This window comes from Bradyrhizobium sp. USDA 4538 (genome assembly GCF_024171045.1).
GTDB lineage: Bacteria > Pseudomonadota > Alphaproteobacteria > Rhizobiales > Xanthobacteraceae > Bradyrhizobium > Bradyrhizobium australafricanum.
On record NZ_JALJZE010000001.1, the window covers coordinates 6,916,459 to 6,931,875 of the forward strand.

The following is a 15,417-nucleotide window of genomic DNA, read 5'->3' on the forward strand; positions in this document are numbered from 1 at the left end:
CCGAATTCAGCCTCTGGGCGCGATCAGGCCGACCCGCATGTCCTTTGCCAGATAGACGCAAGCGCCGTCTGCGAGCACCCGGCCGTCGGCGATGCCCAGCACCAGCCGGCCGCGCCTGGCCTGGCGTATGTCGACCTCATAGCGCACCAGCCTGACATCCGGCGTGATGTGCCCCCTGAACTTGACCTCGCCGACCCCGAGCGCGCGGCCCTTGCCGGGCGAGCCCGACCAGCCGAGCCAGAAGCCGATGATCTGCCACATGGCGTCGAGGCCGAGGCATCCGGGCATCACGGGGTCGGCGGCAAAGTGACAGGCGAAGAACCAGTGGTCCGGCGCAATCTCGAGTTCGCCGGCGACGTGGCCCTTGCCGAACGCGCCGCCGTCCAGGCTGATCTCGGTAATGCGGTCCATCATCAGCATTGGCGGTGCCGGCAGCTGCGCATTGCCCGGGCCGAAATAGCCGCCTTCGCTCGAGCGCAGCAGATCGTGCTTGCTGTAGGACGATTGCGGTGCGTGAAAATCGTGCGGATTGAACAAGATGGCCATCGATGTTTGGGTTCTGGGTGAAGCTTAGCTGCGGCTGCGCCGCGTGGCTCCTGGCCGCGCGGACAGGGGTTTGGCAGGCAAGCGCAGCGCGGCGGCCATGAAGGCCCAGATGTCGCCGGTCAGCCTTGCCGGATCAGGCCGTCTTTCGCTCATGAGCGCGCCGATCAGCGCCTGGCGGATGCCGCCGATCATCAGCGCAATGGTGAGGTGAGGGTCGATGCCGCCGGGCACGATCCCGTCGCGCTGGGCCGCCTCGAGCATGCGGGCGCCGGCTGCAAGCTGCCGGCCGGTGAAGGCGGTCTCGACATCGAGCACCTCGGGCGCGGGGCTGAGCGGTCCGATCACGAGGGGCGCAAACGGGTGGTCATAGTGAAAGGCGACATAGGCGCCGATCCGCTCCTTTTCCCGGTCCGCCCAGTCCGTGGCGGACAGCTTGGCACCGCCGAACGCCGCCGCATCAAGTTGTTCATAGAAGCCTTCGACCACGGCGGCGATCAGGCCCGCCTTCGATCCGAAGTGGTGGTAGGCGAGCCCGACCGAGACCTGCGCCCGCCTTGCGACGGCCTGCATCTCGAGGTGCCCATGGCCCTCGATGAGCTCGGCCTGCGCTGCCGAGAGCAGCCGTTCCCGTGTCCCGAGGCTCGCCGCGTCCATCGTGGGCCCTTCGCTGAATTGAATTCAATTCAATCTCGCCGATGCTAGGATGTCAAGCCGCCGACGCGGATGACAAAGCGAGCCGGCGAAGGGATGCGATGGCGTTTGCGATCAAGACCGAGATCCGAAATCCGCGGGCGAAGGTGTTCACCTTCACCGCGCAGAAGACCATGTATGGCGGCAAGCACATCGCGGCCGACGACGTCGTGTTCGTGTTCGCGAGCGAGAACGAGGGCGGCAGCGGCCTGATCGCCCGCGCGATCGTCGCGTCGGCCGACGCGACACCCCGCAAGGTCGGCGTCATCAGGCAGACGCCGCGCGTCAGCATCACGGTCAGACGCACCGCATCCGCGGCGCGACTGCTCGGGCGCGAGCAACTCAAGCGCTTCAAGGATTGGGGCGACGGCCGGCCCGAGACCGAGCTGAATTTCAAATTCTATCGCCAGGCCACCAACAAGATCGTCGGCATCTCAGACGAGACCGCGGCGTTTCTCGAGCGGTTCTTCTAGTGTCCCGAATCCGAAGTTCGCATCATTTGCCGCACCTTCGGAGCGAACTTCGGATTCGATAAGGACACTAGCAAACTTATGATTCTAGTGTGCTTTATGAATGCGAAGTTCGTGAAAGTGGCTGCCGCGAAATCGCACGAACTTCGCATTCAGCACACTAGCAGGCCGTTGAAGAACTCAGCCGCGTTCGCAAACGAAGGCTGAATCGTCGCCATTGTGGATGTAGAAGTGGCTAACGAGCCTGCCCGCAGTGCCGATCATGGCCCATCCGCGACCACAGGACGGATCATTCTCGTCGTGCCTCTCCCATGAGAACTCGGCGCAGGCCGATCCGTCGCGGGTGCCGTAGCGAGCATCCAGGAAGCCCTTGAGAGCCCCAAACGCTATTTCGCCATCGGACTTGCCACGGAAGGTGAGATGCGCCTCTCCGACAAGATCGAGGAAGTCGCTGTCCCAGTTGTCCATTTCGACGATGCGCCAGCGGCCGGCAAAGGCCTTGGCAAAGCCGGGCACCTTGGCCATCAACCGGTCTCCGCGATCAACTTGGGCAGCCGCACCAGATTGTAGGCGGCCGCAGCGAAGGTAAAGGCCCATCCGACCCGATCACGGCCACGGAATCTGGTCTTCTCTTGCCCGGCGACCGTCTTGATCCAGCCGAATGCCTCCTCAATCCGCTTGCGGATGCGCTGGCTGACAGCATAACCGCCGTGCCGGGTCGTACGCCCGTCGATCGCAGAGCTACGGCCGCCGGTATTCTGCGCAACATGCGGCGTCACGTTCATCGAGCGCAGCTCGTTGACGAAGTCTTCTGCATCGTAGGCTTTGTCGGCACCAAGCGTGATCGCTGTCGGTCGATCGGCACGAGGCTCGATCATGTGCAGCGCGGCCACCCGTTCGGCATGCCCACCGGCCTGCGTCAGGCAGGCGTCGACCAGCAAGCCGTGGCGGTTCTCCATCAGCCCGTGCCCGATGAAGCACAGCTTCGTCTCCTTGCCTTTCCCCTTGCGGTAGAGCCTGGCCTCCGGATCGGTGGTCGAAGCATGGGTGTCGTTGGAGCGCTTCTGGCCATGGAAGTTCGCTTCAGCATTGCGCCCGCCGCCTTGGGCCGGCGGCTCGCCGGAGCTATCCTTCGGTTTGACGCTCTTCATCGAGGCCCAGGCCTCGATCAGCGTGCCGTCGACCGAGAAGTGATCGCTCGACAGAAGCTTCTTCACCCTGGGCTGCGCCAGCACCGCCGCCAGGAACTTCGCCGCGATGTCGCCTTCCAGCAGCCGGTCGCGGTTCTTCGAGAATACCGAATGGTCCCAGGCTGCATCGTCGACGCCGATTCCGACGAACCAGCGGAACAGCAAATCATATTCCAACCGCTCCATCAGAAGTCGCTCCGAGCGGATCGAATAAAACGCCTGCAACAGCATCGCCCGCAGCAGCTTCTCCGGCGGGATCGACGGCCGTCCAATCGGCGAATAAAGGGCGGCGAACTCGTGCTCCAGCGCCGCCAGCGCCTCGTTCACGATCGTCCGGATCCCTCGCAGCGGATGATCACGCCGCACCCTTGCTTCCAGGTCGACGTAGCTGAACAGCTCGCCCGTTCGATTGTCGCCGCCGCGCACGCACCATCTCCGAATCTCGTCGGAGCCAATGAATCATGATCCTCGGTCGGCGGCGACCGCCTTTTTTCAACAGCCTGCTAGGCGTCGATCGACGCCGCTCAAAAAGGTGCGGCCACCCTTTGGGGGAAGGGTGGCCGCGCGCGAACCGGTCTGGGACGGGGAGGGGTGGGGATGTGACCGGATCGCGAACTCGAAATTTCCTGTTCTGCTCAGCGCGAGCTTGCCGTTGCAACTGCCGGGCGGTTGTCACCGAGCGAGACCCACACATTGGGATCGCCCTGCGACTGCCGCTTGACGAAGCGGTAGCCAGTGTCGGTCCAGGCGACGATGCTCTCGTTCTGGTTATCGAGCACGAACTCGCCCTTGTCGGTCTTCACCGTCAGCACTGCGTGGCCTTCGCCCTTCTTGTCGCGGACCACCGTGATCAACAGCGCCTCGCGGGGCCAGCCGGCGTCCATCAGCATCTTGCGCTTCAGGAGCACGTAGTCCTCGCAGTCGCCGTAACCGTCGGATGGCAACGACCATTTCTCGATCACGCCCCAATGATCCATGTCGGTCATCGGCTTGATGGATTCGTTGACCCACTTGTTGACCCGTACGAGGTCCCGCCAAGCGGTCTGCGACAACACGATGTCGCGTGGTTGCGTCGCGCCGCCGCGGCATTCGCCCGGATTGTCGGCACAGAATTCGACCCAGCCGATCGGCGAACGCGCAACGTCACCCAGGCTGGCGTAGACCACGTCGCCGGCCTTGGCCGACACGCACGTCGCAAACAGAATGGCGGCAACCGCCAAACCTTTCCCCTGTCCCCTGAACCCAAACATCGTGGCCCCCGTTCTTCTTGTTGGGACCACGTTTCGCACAAAGCTTTTGCGCCGCCGCTAAGTACGCAAAGTAGATTTGACGCGAATACTGGTAAAACCTGCGGCGAATTCGAACTGTACTTGAATCGAATTCGCGTAAAATTTGAAACAACTGCAATTGATTCAAATTTTATGCATTAACGCCGCGCGCGCTGCGCCAGCGCGGTTTGTTGCGCCAAACGCTGCGGCCGTTAACCGCCGATTTTCACCGGGCCAAACGCGCCGACGGCGGCCACCGGTGCACCGGTGGCCGCCTTCGCGGGCAAAAAAAGCGGTTTTGAGCGGTTTTTCGCTTTACCTCGCGGTAACGCTCTCTTCGAGCGTTTCCGCCGATTGCTCGTGGACGAACTCGAGCGCGAAGCCTTCCTCGAGATTTCGCACCACGCGGGACTGTACCCGCCCGAGCATCACGAGCGATTTCAGCGGCGGGCGGTTCTCGGCAGCAATCGCAGCACCGGACAAGGAAAGGTCGATGATGCGGCAGGTCATCCGCGTGCCGTCTTCCTGGGTCAGCAGGGCGATCGGGTTGCGCGGCACGATACGGTCGTGGCGGCGATCCTCGGGCAGATTGAGGATGTCGCGGTTGGCGAGCCAGGTCAGCTGCGCGGCGAGCTTGTCGCGCTTGCGCGCGGTGGCGCCGATCGTCATCGCAAAGCCGTTGTCGATGATGCGGGTGATGCGTCCCTCGACCCGGCCGATATGGTCGAGATAGGCGATCACACGGTCGCCGACATTGCCGATGCCCGGCGCCAGCAAAGCGAGGCCGCCCGGCGACATGTTGATAATCTGGCAGGGAAACTCGCGCCGGTCGGGCAGCATGTAGCGGCCGAGCAGGTGCACCTTGACGCGCTGGAAGCGCCGCCGCTCCTCGGCTACGGGGACGACGGTAGTTTTCTTCTGTGCAAACGACATCACGACAAACCCGGCCACCGTCCATTCGGAGCCCCGACGACCCTAAGGCTGATAGGGTTAACGGGGCGTTACGGTTGAGGCAGGGAACTCGCACACGGTGCAAGAGAAGTCTGAGTGGAAGGGGCAGGGCCGCACATCAGGTTCGCCGAACCACCGCGACATGACCTGAGCGGCTTCATCGATGTGGGGGGCGGTGTCGGCGGCCCATGCGACGAAGCCGTCGGGGCGTACGAGCACGGCATTAAGGCCCAGCCGATCCCGCGCGTCGCTTGCGACATAGCCGATCCGCCCATGCCAGCGATCGGCAAGCGTTTGCAGGGGCGCGCGCCGATCAAAGTCCAGCAGCAGGCCGCGACCATCTCTGAGCAGCTCGCCGAGCTTAGCCCCGCAAACGAACTCGAAGTCGGGGGCGCTGCGGCCCGCCAGCGGATGGTTGCTGCCAAGATCGTAGCGCAGCGTAACGCCCCACACGCGCTCGGCAAAGTAGGTCGCGCCGTCTGATGTCGCGATCAGGTCGCGGATGATGGCTTCGAGCGCGCGCGAACTTCGGCTTGGCCGCATCAGCGCGACCTGGGCGCGCGACCAGTCCAGCACCTGCGCGCCCACCGGATGCCGCTCACGCGAGTAGCTGTCGAGCAGGTCCACCGGTGTGTCGCCGCGGATCGTGGCCGCGAGCTTCCAGCCGAGGTTCATCGCATCGCCAAGCCCGAGATTGAGCCCCTGGCCGCCGAGCGGAGAATGAATGTGCGCGGCATCGCCCGCGAGCAGCACGCGCCCCTTGCGGTAATCCGTCGCCTGGCAGGCGCGATCGGTCCAGGTGGTGGCAAGCCGGAGCGCCGTCAACGTGACGTCTGTGCCGGAGACGCGGCGCAGCACCGCCTGCACGTGCTCGCGCGTGATCGGCCGGGTTCGGTGGAAGGCGCCGCCGTCGAACTCCACCATCGCGATCGTGCCGGGCCGTGCGTAGGTATACATGCCCGTCGGCGTGTAGTGACGGCCGGTGCGGAGCTTGTCCGGATCTGATATATCGACCTCGACCGAATAGCCGGTGAACTCGGGATCGGTGCCGACGAATTCAAAGCCGCCGGCCTTGCGCAACATGCTGCGGCCGCCGTCACAGCCGACCAGCCAGCGTCCGTGGAACGTCTCGGCACCGTCGCGAACGATCACGCCATCATCCGATTGTTCGAACGCCTCGACGCCTGTGCCGCGCCTGATCTCAACCCCCATCGCGGTTGCGCGCGCGGCGAGGGCGGATTCGAGCGCCTCCATCTCGACCGCCATGCTGGTGCCTGCCGGGCTCGGCAGACGAAACGGCCATTTCGACGTGTCGAGATCATCGTGAAAGAACTGGATGCCGGCAAAATGGCCGGCCGGGCGGCGCGGCTGTTGCATCCAATGTGTGCCGTTCGGCGTACTGGCCGTGCCATCCTGCACACGCTGAGCCACCGCGATGTCATCCAGCATCCCGCGACGATAGAACGCCTCGATGCTGGGCGCCGAAAGGCCGCGCATGCCGAAGGGCAGCCGCTTCAGCGGCGAATGCGGGTCGGCGGCCTGCTCCAGCACCAGCACCGAGCACCCTGCGAGCCGCAGCTCGCAGGCGAGCATCAAGCCGACGGGGCCGGCGCCGGCAATCATGACATCATGGGGAATGGGGTGGTGCTTGTGCATGAACTGCTCCTATGTCGGTGTTCGACCGGAGCGGTTCGTCGGGTTGAGAACCACACGGACGAACATTGGGCGCCTGGATGGCGTCCGGTGTTCGTCGTGGGGATCTCATGCACGAGGCAGGAGACCAGAGCTTTCGTTTTCGAAAGGACCTTCGTTTTCGAAAGGACTTGGGCTTACCGAACCAAGTCTGCCTTTTCCGACGCGGCGTATATAGCTGCGTGGCGTTCGATCCGCAACGGAAGATGCGCGGCTGCGGATTACTGGAACAATGCGCGGCCGCGATGTCGCGGCGCGACTGCATCGGCGTCGCCTGGTTCGTCGACGCGGCGCGCGCCCGGGCGGGGCGCAAGATTGTCCGGCGTCTTGATGTTGCTCGCGAGTCCTGCGGCTTCGAATGCCTTGATCAACCACCAGCCGAGGTCGATTTGACCCGGCAGCAGCCCGAGCTTCGCGGAGCCGGGATAGGCGTGGTGATTGTTGTGCCAGCTTTCGCCCATGCTGATCAGGCCCGCGATGCCGACATTGTAGCCCTGGGCCGCGACGCCTTCGATGATCCAGGTCTGTCCGCCCTTGCGATGCGAGTAATGACCGATCAGCCAGTGACCGGTGACGCAGACGGCGACGCGGACGCAGATGCCCCAAACCAGCCAGCTCCACGAGCCGATCGCGAGGAACAGGATCGCCCAGGGCAATTGCTGCCACATCCAGGTTCGCTCGACGAAGGCGTAGAAGGGGTCATCGGCGAGCCGCCGTTCGAGCCGGAATTCGGGCGGGTGTTTCAGCACCAGCGTGCAGTGCAGTTGCCACCACGCGTCGCGCCAGAAACCGGCGCGGTGGCAGGAGTAGTCGTGGCACGCCGTCTGGCGCTGCGCCCAGTCGCGGAAATCGTGCAGCCGCACCATGCCGTAGGGGCCGGCCATCCCGACCAGCGTGCCGAGATAGACGCAGAGCCGCTCCAGCGACAGCGGACAGTCGAAGCTCGCATGGATCAGGCGGCGGTGCATGCCGACCGAATGCCCGAAGCACAGCGTGATCGCGCTGGTGACGATGAATAATGCGAACGCGCTCCACGTGAACAGCAGCGGCCCGAGGACGATCGCGACCGCGGTCATGCCGCCAAGCCACAGCGACTTCGCCGGCGCCCATCGCACGCGCCCGTCCAGCGGATCGGTGCTGGCGTCCACGAAGATTCGCTCCGAGCCGGGTTGCGGCTTCATTCCCGTCACCTGAGGTTGCATCGCAGGTTGCGGTGAAGCGATCGTCGCTGTCAATCGGCCGCGCACGTCCGTCATGTCGCAGCCCGTATTGGCGTCTGCGGCGGCTTCAGCCGGGTGGCGGCACCCGGCGGATCCGGGGTGTGCGGAAGCGGCGCGGTGAGGTTATTTGGCCTCGGCGTCCATTTCCGGTTCGACAGCCGTTTCCGGTTCGACTGCCGCCGCTGGTGGTTCAACAGCCACGGCTTTCAGCACCTTTCGCTTCGCCGCGCGGACCTCAATCTGCAGCGGCGGCTGATAGGATCCGCTTGGCGGCACGAAGGCGAAGGCATGGTGTCCATCGCCCTTGTTGAGCTTGAGAAGATCGTTGCGGAACTGATCGGCGACGACCTCGCCAACGAGGTTGCCGTTGAAGTAGATATCGATCGCGACCCTCTTGTCGGGGTGTTGGTTGTACAGCGCCCAGCCGGAAATCCTTTTTTCGTTGATGACGTCGACATGGCCGATGATCTCGCCATACAGGCTCTCGATGCCCGCCTCGATCACCTCGAGGTCGCTCCTGTAGATCGATCTCGTCACATCGAAGCTGAAATTCGCCGTATCGACGCATTGGTCGAGCAAGCCCTGTCGATGCTCCTTCATCCGTTGCAGCGTGTCCAGTTCGCCCAACTTGACGTACATGCCGACGATGCCTTCGATACCAGGATTCATGGTGTCGTTCCCCGCAATGCTACCAGCCAATTCGCCCTCGGCTGCTTTCACAATCGATGCCTCCTTGCGGAAATTACTCCGCCAGGACTAGAAGCGCCTCGTTCCGCCAAGGTCTGTCATGAAGACCTTCATGACAGGCCTTCATGACATCCCAATCGTCCTGACCTAAAGTCGGCTCGGCCGAACCCGGCCCAACGACAAGGACAGGGAGAGCGAACCGATGGAGCAGATCCGCGTCTGCACGCATGATGGACCTGGAGCCAAGCCGGTAATACGGACAGTGCCATGGCCGGAAATCGGCAAAAAGGCGGCCTTGATCAAGGTGGGCGCCTGTGGCGTTTGCGGAACCGATCTGCACATCCTGAAGGGACATTGGCCGAAGCCGTTGCCGTGGCCGTTCACGCTCGGCCACGAGCTCGGCGGCGTGATCGTGGAATGCGGCGCGGAGTTCACCGAGGATTTCATGAGCAAGCCGCTGCAGGTGGGATCGAAGGTGATGATCCCGCCCTTGATGCCGTGCGGCCGCTGCTACTACTGCATCCATTATCCCCAGAGCGCCAACAAGTGCCTGACGCCGGTCTATTACGGCCGCTATCTTGGCTTCGACAAGGCGCCGCACATGTGGGGCGGCTGGGCTGAATATGTCTATGTCGATCTCGACATGCTGCCCGGCACCAAGATCTACAAATTGCCTGACGACATGTCGCTGCGGCTCGGTGCGCTTTCCGAGCCTCTGACCTCTTGCATCCGCGCCTTCAACCGCGCCACCCGCGCCGGCGGTTTCAGCTGGGGCGACACGGTGGTGATCCAGGGCTCGGGGCCGATCGGTATCCTCGCGGTCGCCGCCGCGCAGGAAATGGGCGCGGGGCGCGTGATCTGCGTCGGCGCGCCGGAGGCGCCGCGCCTTGCGCTGGCGCGCAAGTTCGGCGCCGAGGCGACTGTCGATATCGAGCAGCTCAAGACGCCGGAGCAGCGCATCAAGGCGGTGCGTGACATCGTCGGCGGTTTCGGCGCCGACCTCGTCATGGACTGCTCGGGCCATCCGACCGCCGGCCCCGAGGGCATCGAGATGCTGCGCGACGGCGGCACCTATGTCGAGATGGGGCAGTTCACCGATGCCGGCTCGATCAACACCTCGTGGCACCGCATCTGCACCAAGGATCTCAACGTGCTCGGCTCCTGGGGCTTTACCGGCAACGACCTGCCGCTCGGCGTCGACATGCTCTACCGCACGCGCAACAAATATCCCTGGCTCGACATGCAGACGATCTATCCGTTCACCGAGGATGGCGTCGCCCGCGCGGTTGCCGACGCAATGGCGATGAAGACGGTGAAGTCGACCATCGTGCCGTGGCCGGAACTGGTCGGGTGAATCAGATGGCGGATGTTGCAAATCCTGCTGCAGTGCTCCCAAGGATTTGTGTCCATGGTGCGGCCGATTGGGCCCTGATATCGCTCGCCGGGACGACGGCCCGGCGCTAACATCGGATCATGCATTCGAACCGTGTGCCGCCGAGCGCGACGTTTGCGTGGGGAAACGTGTCCGAGGACTTCGCGCTGTTCAGAACCCTCAGCGCGGAGCAGCGGCTGATCGCCTTTGGCGCAATGACCCGGCGCGACCTCGTGCGCGGCGAGCTGCTGGTCGAGCAGGGCGGCGCCTCCGACGCGCTGTTCCTGGTGCTTCATGGCGCGCTCGCGGTGTACCGAACCAGTCATCCCGAACCGATCGCGGAACTTCGCGCCGGCGAACTGGTCGGCGAGATCGGCTTCTTTGCCAACATCCCGCGCACCGCCAATGTGATTGCGATCCGCGACACCAGCGTGCTGGTGTTGACGCGCGCCGCCTATACGACGCTGGCGCGGGAAACGCCCGAGATCGTCGAGGCGCTGCTGGCTGCGCTCGCGCGGCGGTTTGCCACCGAGACTGCGCGCCTGTTGCCGCTCCGGGCGTCGCCGAAGGCGCGCACCGTCGCGCTGATCCCGGGCGGACGGGAACCGGTGCCTGCCGCCTTTGAGCACAGGTTACGCGAAGGCCTTGCCGCTGCCGGTGCCGAGATCGTCGACCTCGCGCGGGTTCAGGCGATGTTTCCCGGCCGCGCGCTCGACGCATCCGAGGTCGCCGACTGGCTCAACAGGATCGAGTACGACGCGCCGCTGGTGGCTTATTTCGGTGGTCCCGACGCATCGGAGTGGGCGCGCAAAACCATCCGCCAGGCCGATCTTGTCGTGTTCGCCTGCCGTGGCCATGCGCCGACGCCCGATCTGACGGAGATCGAACGCTTCGCCTGCGCCGTGCATCCGGCGTCGACGCGGCGCCTCGTCCGGGTTCATGACGTCAGGCGCCACGAAGTCAGCGGCACCGCGGCGTGGCTGGCGCGGCTGCCCTGCTTCATGCATCATCATGTCGCGCTCGAGGACCAGCTCGACATCGACAGCCTGGTTCGCTTCCTGTGCGGTCGCGCCGTCGGATTTGTCGCCGGCGGCGGCGGCAGCCTCGGCACCGCGCATGTCGGCGTCTACAAGGCGTTTCGTGAGCGCGGCGCGATGTTCGACATCTTTGTCGGCACCAGCGTCGGCTCGGCGATGGCGGCGGGCTTTGCCAAGAACTACGACGCCGAGCATCTCGAGCGCGGCACACATGAGATCTTCGTCTCCAGTCGCAGCTTCCGCCGCCCGACCTGGCCGCGCTACGCCTTGCTGGACCACAAGGCGTTCGATGCCGCGCTCGCCGATCAGTACGGCCACAATTGCCGGATCGAGGACTGCTGGCGGCCGTTCGCGGCGGTCGCGACCAATCTGTCGACGCACAGTCTCGAATTGATCCGCACCGGTCTGCTGTGGCACGCGGTGCGGGCGTCGAGCGCCATCCCCGGTCTGCTGCCGCCGTTCTATACAAGGGACGGCTCGATGCTGGTCGACGGATGCCTCGTCGACAACGTTCCGCTGGCGCAGATGCACCAGATGAAGAGCGGACCGAATCTGGTGGTCCATTTCGGAGACCCGGCAACCGAGATGTTCGACGTCGACTATGCCGCGCTGCCGGGGCGGCTTGAGCTGCTTGCATCGCTGCTGACGCCGTTCCGCAAGAAATTGCTTCCGGCCGCGCCGAGCGCCGTCAACGTGCTGTGGCGAAGCCTCGTTGCGCATCAGCGCTATGATACGCTGCCGACCACGCCGCTCGACATGGTGATGCGTCCGCCGACGCCCGACGGCATCGACGTCACCGATTTCGACCGTCATCAGGAAATCTTCGAATCCTCGTACCGCTGGGCCCGCGAGACCATTGCTGCCTCGGAGGCGGTGCATAATCCCGCCATTGCGGCCATCGTCGCGTCGGCCAACGGAGCGGACAAGGGATCGGACATGGTCGCCGACGAGGGCGCGGATCGCGCGACAGCGACCGCGCCGGTTTCTGAGCAGGCCCGCGTCGGTTGAGCGGCTTGCAGGCGCCGGCGAAGTCGACCATCGTGCCGGACCGAATCCGGAGAACACGATGCCTTTCGATTTGATCCTGCGCGGCGGACGGGTGATCGACCCGTCGCAGAAACTCGACGCCGTGACCGATATCGGCTTTGCCGCGGGCAAGGTCGCTGCGCTCGGCCGCGAATTGCAAGCCGATCCCGCCACCGAGGTCCGCGACGTCTCGGGGCTGATCGTCTCACCGGGCATCATCGACCTGCACACCCATGTCTATTGGGGCGGCACCTCGCTCGGCATCGACGCGGAGGAGTTTTGCCGCAACTCCGGCGTCACCACGTCGGTCGACACCGGCAGCGCCGGCCCGGGCAACTTTGCCGGCTTCCGCAAGCATGTGATCGAGCCGAGCCAGGTCCGCATCCTCGCCTATCTGCACGTCTCGCACGCCGGCATCTTCGGCTTCTCGGATCGCGTGATGGTCGGCGAGAGCGAGGAGCTGCGGCTGATGAATCCGATCGACGCGGCGCGCGTCGCCGACGAGAACCGCGACCTGATCGTCGGCATCAAGGTGCGGGTCGGCCTGTTCGCCTCGGGCACCTCGGGGCTGGTGCCGCTCGAGATCGCGCTCGAGGTTGCCGAGCAGGTCGGCATGCCCCTGATGGCGCATATCGACCATCCGCCGCCGAGCTATGAGGAGGTGCTCGCGCGCCTGCGTCCGGGCGACGTGCTGACCCATGCGCTCCGTCCGTTCCCCAACACGCCCGCGACCGCGCAGGGCACGGTGAAGCAGGTCGTGCTGGAGGCGCGCGAGCGCGGCGTGCTGTTCGACATCGGCCATGGCAAGGGCTCGTTCGCCTTCAGGACGGCGCGCGCGATGCTCGCCAACGGCTTCTATCCCGACACCATCTCCTCCGACATCCATCAGCTCTGCATCGACGGCCCGGCATTCGACCAGGTGACGATGATGTCGAAATTCCTCTGCATGGGGATGCCGCTGCCGGACGTGATCGCGGCGTCCACCGTCAATGCCGCGATGGCGTTGCGGCGGCCGGAGAGCTCGGCAGCCTCAAGCCGGGCAGCGTCGGCGACGCCACGCTGCTCTCGGTCCGGCAGGGGACGTTCGACTATGTCGATGTGGTCGGCGAGCATTTAACGGGCGATCGCAAGATCGCATCCGAAGGCGTCGTGATCGGCGGACGCTGGTGGCATCCGCGTCAGGATTGATGGACGCGCCGCTGAGGGCGTCGAGGTGACTGACATGGTCTTCTGGATCGCGGGTGTGGCTGGACTGGCGATCGCCTATCTGCTCGGTTCGACGCCGTCGGGGTATCTGGCGGGGAAGCTGCTGAGGGGCATCGATATCCGCCAGCAGGGCTCCAAATCCACCGGGGCAACGAACGTATTGCGAACCCTGGGGAAGTGGCCCGCATTGGCGGTGCTCCTTGTCGACGTGCTGAAAGGCGTGGCGGCAATCCTGTTCGCCCGCTGGTTTTATCCCTGGCTGTACACCTTGCCGTCCGTCACGCCGCCGGCAGCGCTTGATCCGCAAACGTGCGTGTCCTGGGCTGTCTGCCTGGCCGGGCTTGCCGTGTTGCTGGGGCACGGCCGTTCGATCTGGCTGAATTTCACCGGCGGCAAATCCGCTGCGACCGGGCTCGGCGTGTTGCTGGCGATGTCCTGGCCGGTCGGCCTCGGCGCTGCGGCGGCCTTTGGCGCTGTGGTGGCTGTCTTTCGGATTGTCTCCCTCGGCTCGATGCTGGCGGCATTGACGGCGATCGTCCTCGTCTGCGGCCTGGAGCAACCGTTGCCCTATCGCTTGCTGGTGATCGCAGGCGGCATCTACGTGATCGTGCGCCATCGTGCCAACATTCAGCGGCTGCTGGCCGGCACGGAGGCGCGGCTCGGGCATTGATAAGTGGTTCGGATTTCCTCAGGGAAGGCCGGTCGATCAATCCGATGATCCGGCCTTGAGCGCTCCTGAGCGAAGTCGGTACCGCTGTGCGTGAAGAAAACGCGTTTGAACCATGGATATGGAATCCCGTTCCGATTCAATCGGAACGGGGAAGGCTCTAGTCGGCGACGACCGGCCCGAAGGGCTGCCATCGCTCACCGGTGAAGCGCATCATCCGGAACTCCTTCACCACGCGATAGTCGGCGCGGCTGGTATTGATGGCGAGGCCGGGCAACAGCAGATCGAGTCTGACATCCTTCAGGCTCGCGGCCTGGCGCACGATGTTGTCGCGCGAGAGATCGTCGCCGCATTGGTGCAGCACGCGCACCAGCAGCTCGGCGGCGCTGTAGCCGTAGGTCGTGAAGAGGCTGTTCCGGTCGCCTTCCGGGTAGTAGGAGGCCATGAAGGCGCTCCATCGTTTCATGCCGGCATCGTCGGCCCAGGTCGGGTCGGTGGCTTCCTTGAACGAGCTCGCCGAAATCAGCCCGCGAGCGTGCTCGATCCCCGCCGGCACAAGCACCGCGTCGATCGAGGACGAGCCGACACCCAGCAAATGCAGCGGCTTCCAACCGAGCTCGGCGGTCTTGCGGATGGCCTGCGCGGCGAATTTCGGCGCGGCCATGTCGATCAGCACGTCGACCGCCGCAGCCTTGAGCCGGACCACCTGCGAGTCGATGGTCGGGTCCGTCATGTCATAGGGGGCTTCGGACGCCAGCATGGCCGGCGCCCGCGCGCCGAGCGCGTCCTTCAGCCCCGCGAGATATTCCTTTCCGCTCTCGTCATTCTGGTAGAGCAGGCCGATCCTGGCGTTCGGGTAATTGTCGAGAATGAAACGCGCATAGACGCGGATCTCGGTCCGCAGGTTCGGCGCGAATCCCATGGTCCAGGGAAAGTTGACGGGATCCTCGAACCGCATCGACCGCCCGCCCGCGAAGAGCTGGGGAACGTGGCGGTCGTTGAGATATTTCTGGATCGCGATGTTGGGGGCGTTGCCCACCGACTGGAACATGAACAGGACTTCGTCACTTTCGACGAGCTTGCGGACCTGCTCGACCGTCTTCGCCGGCGTCGCGGCATCGTCGTAGGAGATCAGGTTGATCCGGCGGCCGTTGATGCCGCCCCGCTCGTTGATCATCCGGAAGTAGGCGGCCTGCACCTTGCCGATGACGGAGAATACCGACACCGGGCCGCTATAGGGCATCGTCTGTCCTATCCTGATCTCGGTATCGCTGGCACCGGGATCGTATTTGCGGCCTTCGGCAAACAGATCGGCCGCAGCAAGCAGACCGAGGCTGATGATCGCAACTCCGATTGTCGGCCTGAACCAGCCCTTGCGCATCGCGCGGCTCCACG

The 15,417-nt window shown here is 64.7% G+C and carries 14 protein-coding genes and 1 pseudogene; 5 read left to right on the forward strand and 10 right to left on the reverse strand.

The features are described from left to right. Positions 1-6 precede the first annotated feature (6 nt). Together fabA and J2R78_RS31540 are read right to left on the reverse strand one after the other, a co-directional pair. Positions 7-537, reverse strand: coding sequence for a bifunctional 3-hydroxydecanoyl-ACP dehydratase/trans-2-decenoyl-ACP isomerase (fabA, locus tag J2R78_RS31535; protein ID WP_253609981.1), 531 nt, complete (start codon positions 535-537; stop codon positions 7-9). Positions 538-570: 33 nt separating this feature from the next. After that, positions 571-1,200: a TetR/AcrR family transcriptional regulator gene (locus J2R78_RS31540; protein ID WP_253608021.1), complete on the reverse strand. Its 630-nt coding sequence runs from the start codon at positions 1,198-1,200 to the stop codon at positions 571-573. Between the two features lie 98 nt (positions 1,201-1,298). On the opposite strand from J2R78_RS31540, the gene J2R78_RS31545 reads away from it, so the two are divergent. Next, positions 1,299-1,709, forward strand: coding sequence for a hypothetical protein (locus J2R78_RS31545; RefSeq protein WP_253608022.1), 411 nt, complete (start codon positions 1,299-1,301; stop codon positions 1,707-1,709). A gap of 177 nt (positions 1,710-1,886) precedes the next feature. Here the strand turns inward: J2R78_RS31545 and J2R78_RS31550 are convergent, their stop codons facing one another. From J2R78_RS31550 to J2R78_RS31580, 7 genes are all read right to left on the reverse strand, one after another. Continuing rightward, complete coding sequence (locus J2R78_RS31550) at positions 1,887-2,231, reverse strand: hypothetical protein (protein ID WP_253603703.1); 345 nt, start codon at positions 2,229-2,231, stop codon at positions 1,887-1,889. Continuing rightward, positions 2,231-3,322 carry an IS5 family transposase gene (locus tag J2R78_RS31555; RefSeq protein WP_069276043.1) on the reverse strand — a complete coding sequence of 364 codons (1,092 nt, stop codon included), beginning with the start codon at positions 3,320-3,322 and terminating at the stop codon, positions 2,231-2,233. The genes J2R78_RS31550 and J2R78_RS31555 overlap by 1 nt, the downstream gene beginning before the upstream one ends. A gap of 209 nt (positions 3,323-3,531) precedes the next feature. Continuing rightward, the gene (locus J2R78_RS31560) at positions 3,532-4,146 is read right to left on the reverse strand and encodes a transglutaminase-like cysteine peptidase (protein WP_026192955.1); all 615 of its coding nucleotides are present in this window, start codon (positions 4,144-4,146) and stop codon (positions 3,532-3,534) included. A 333-nt stretch (positions 4,147-4,479) separates the two neighbouring features. Then, complete coding sequence (locus tag J2R78_RS31565) at positions 4,480-5,097, reverse strand: PilZ domain-containing protein (protein ID WP_028342942.1); 618 nt, start codon at positions 5,095-5,097, stop codon at positions 4,480-4,482. Positions 5,098-5,154: 57 nt separating this feature from the next. Then, on the reverse strand, positions 5,155-6,771 hold the full coding sequence (locus J2R78_RS31570) for an FAD-dependent monooxygenase (protein WP_253608023.1): 1,617 nt from the start codon (positions 6,769-6,771) through the stop codon (positions 5,155-5,157). Between the two features lie 257 nt (positions 6,772-7,028). Further along, entirely contained in the window at positions 7,029-7,988 is a 960-nt protein-coding gene (locus tag J2R78_RS31575; protein WP_253608024.1) for an acyl-CoA desaturase, read from the reverse strand. 162 nt (positions 7,989-8,150) lie between these two features. Continuing rightward, positions 8,151-8,747, reverse strand: coding sequence for a hypothetical protein (locus J2R78_RS31580; protein WP_253608025.1), 597 nt, complete (start codon positions 8,745-8,747; stop codon positions 8,151-8,153). Between the two features lie 169 nt (positions 8,748-8,916). On the opposite strand from J2R78_RS31580, the gene J2R78_RS31585 reads away from it, so the two are divergent. The 4 genes and pseudogenes from J2R78_RS31585 to plsY all read left to right on the forward strand — a co-directional run bounded on the left by J2R78_RS31585 (position 8,917) and on the right by plsY (position 14,025). Then, positions 8,917-10,068 (forward strand): zinc-binding dehydrogenase, encoded by a 1,152-nt coding sequence (locus J2R78_RS31585; RefSeq protein WP_253608026.1) that lies wholly within the window; start codon positions 8,917-8,919, stop codon positions 10,066-10,068. Between the two features lie 167 nt (positions 10,069-10,235). Then, positions 10,236-12,131 carry a patatin-like phospholipase family protein gene (locus J2R78_RS31590; RefSeq protein ID WP_253608027.1) on the forward strand — a complete coding sequence of 632 codons (1,896 nt, stop codon included), beginning with the start codon at positions 10,236-10,238 and terminating at the stop codon, positions 12,129-12,131. A gap of 58 nt (positions 12,132-12,189) precedes the next feature. Beyond that, positions 12,190-13,337, forward strand: a pseudogene (locus J2R78_RS31595) (amidohydrolase/deacetylase family metallohydrolase). 34 nt (positions 13,338-13,371) lie between these two features. Continuing rightward, positions 13,372-14,025: a glycerol-3-phosphate 1-O-acyltransferase PlsY gene (plsY, locus tag J2R78_RS31600; RefSeq protein ID WP_253608028.1), complete on the forward strand. Its 654-nt coding sequence runs from the start codon at positions 13,372-13,374 to the stop codon at positions 14,023-14,025. Positions 14,026-14,182: 157 nt separating this feature from the next. Here the strand turns inward: plsY and J2R78_RS31605 are convergent, their stop codons facing one another. Beyond that, positions 14,183-15,403, reverse strand: a complete 1,221-nt coding sequence (locus tag J2R78_RS31605) for an ABC transporter substrate-binding protein (RefSeq protein ID WP_253608029.1) — start codon at positions 15,401-15,403, stop codon at positions 14,183-14,185. Between the last annotated feature and the right edge of the window lie 14 nt (positions 15,404-15,417).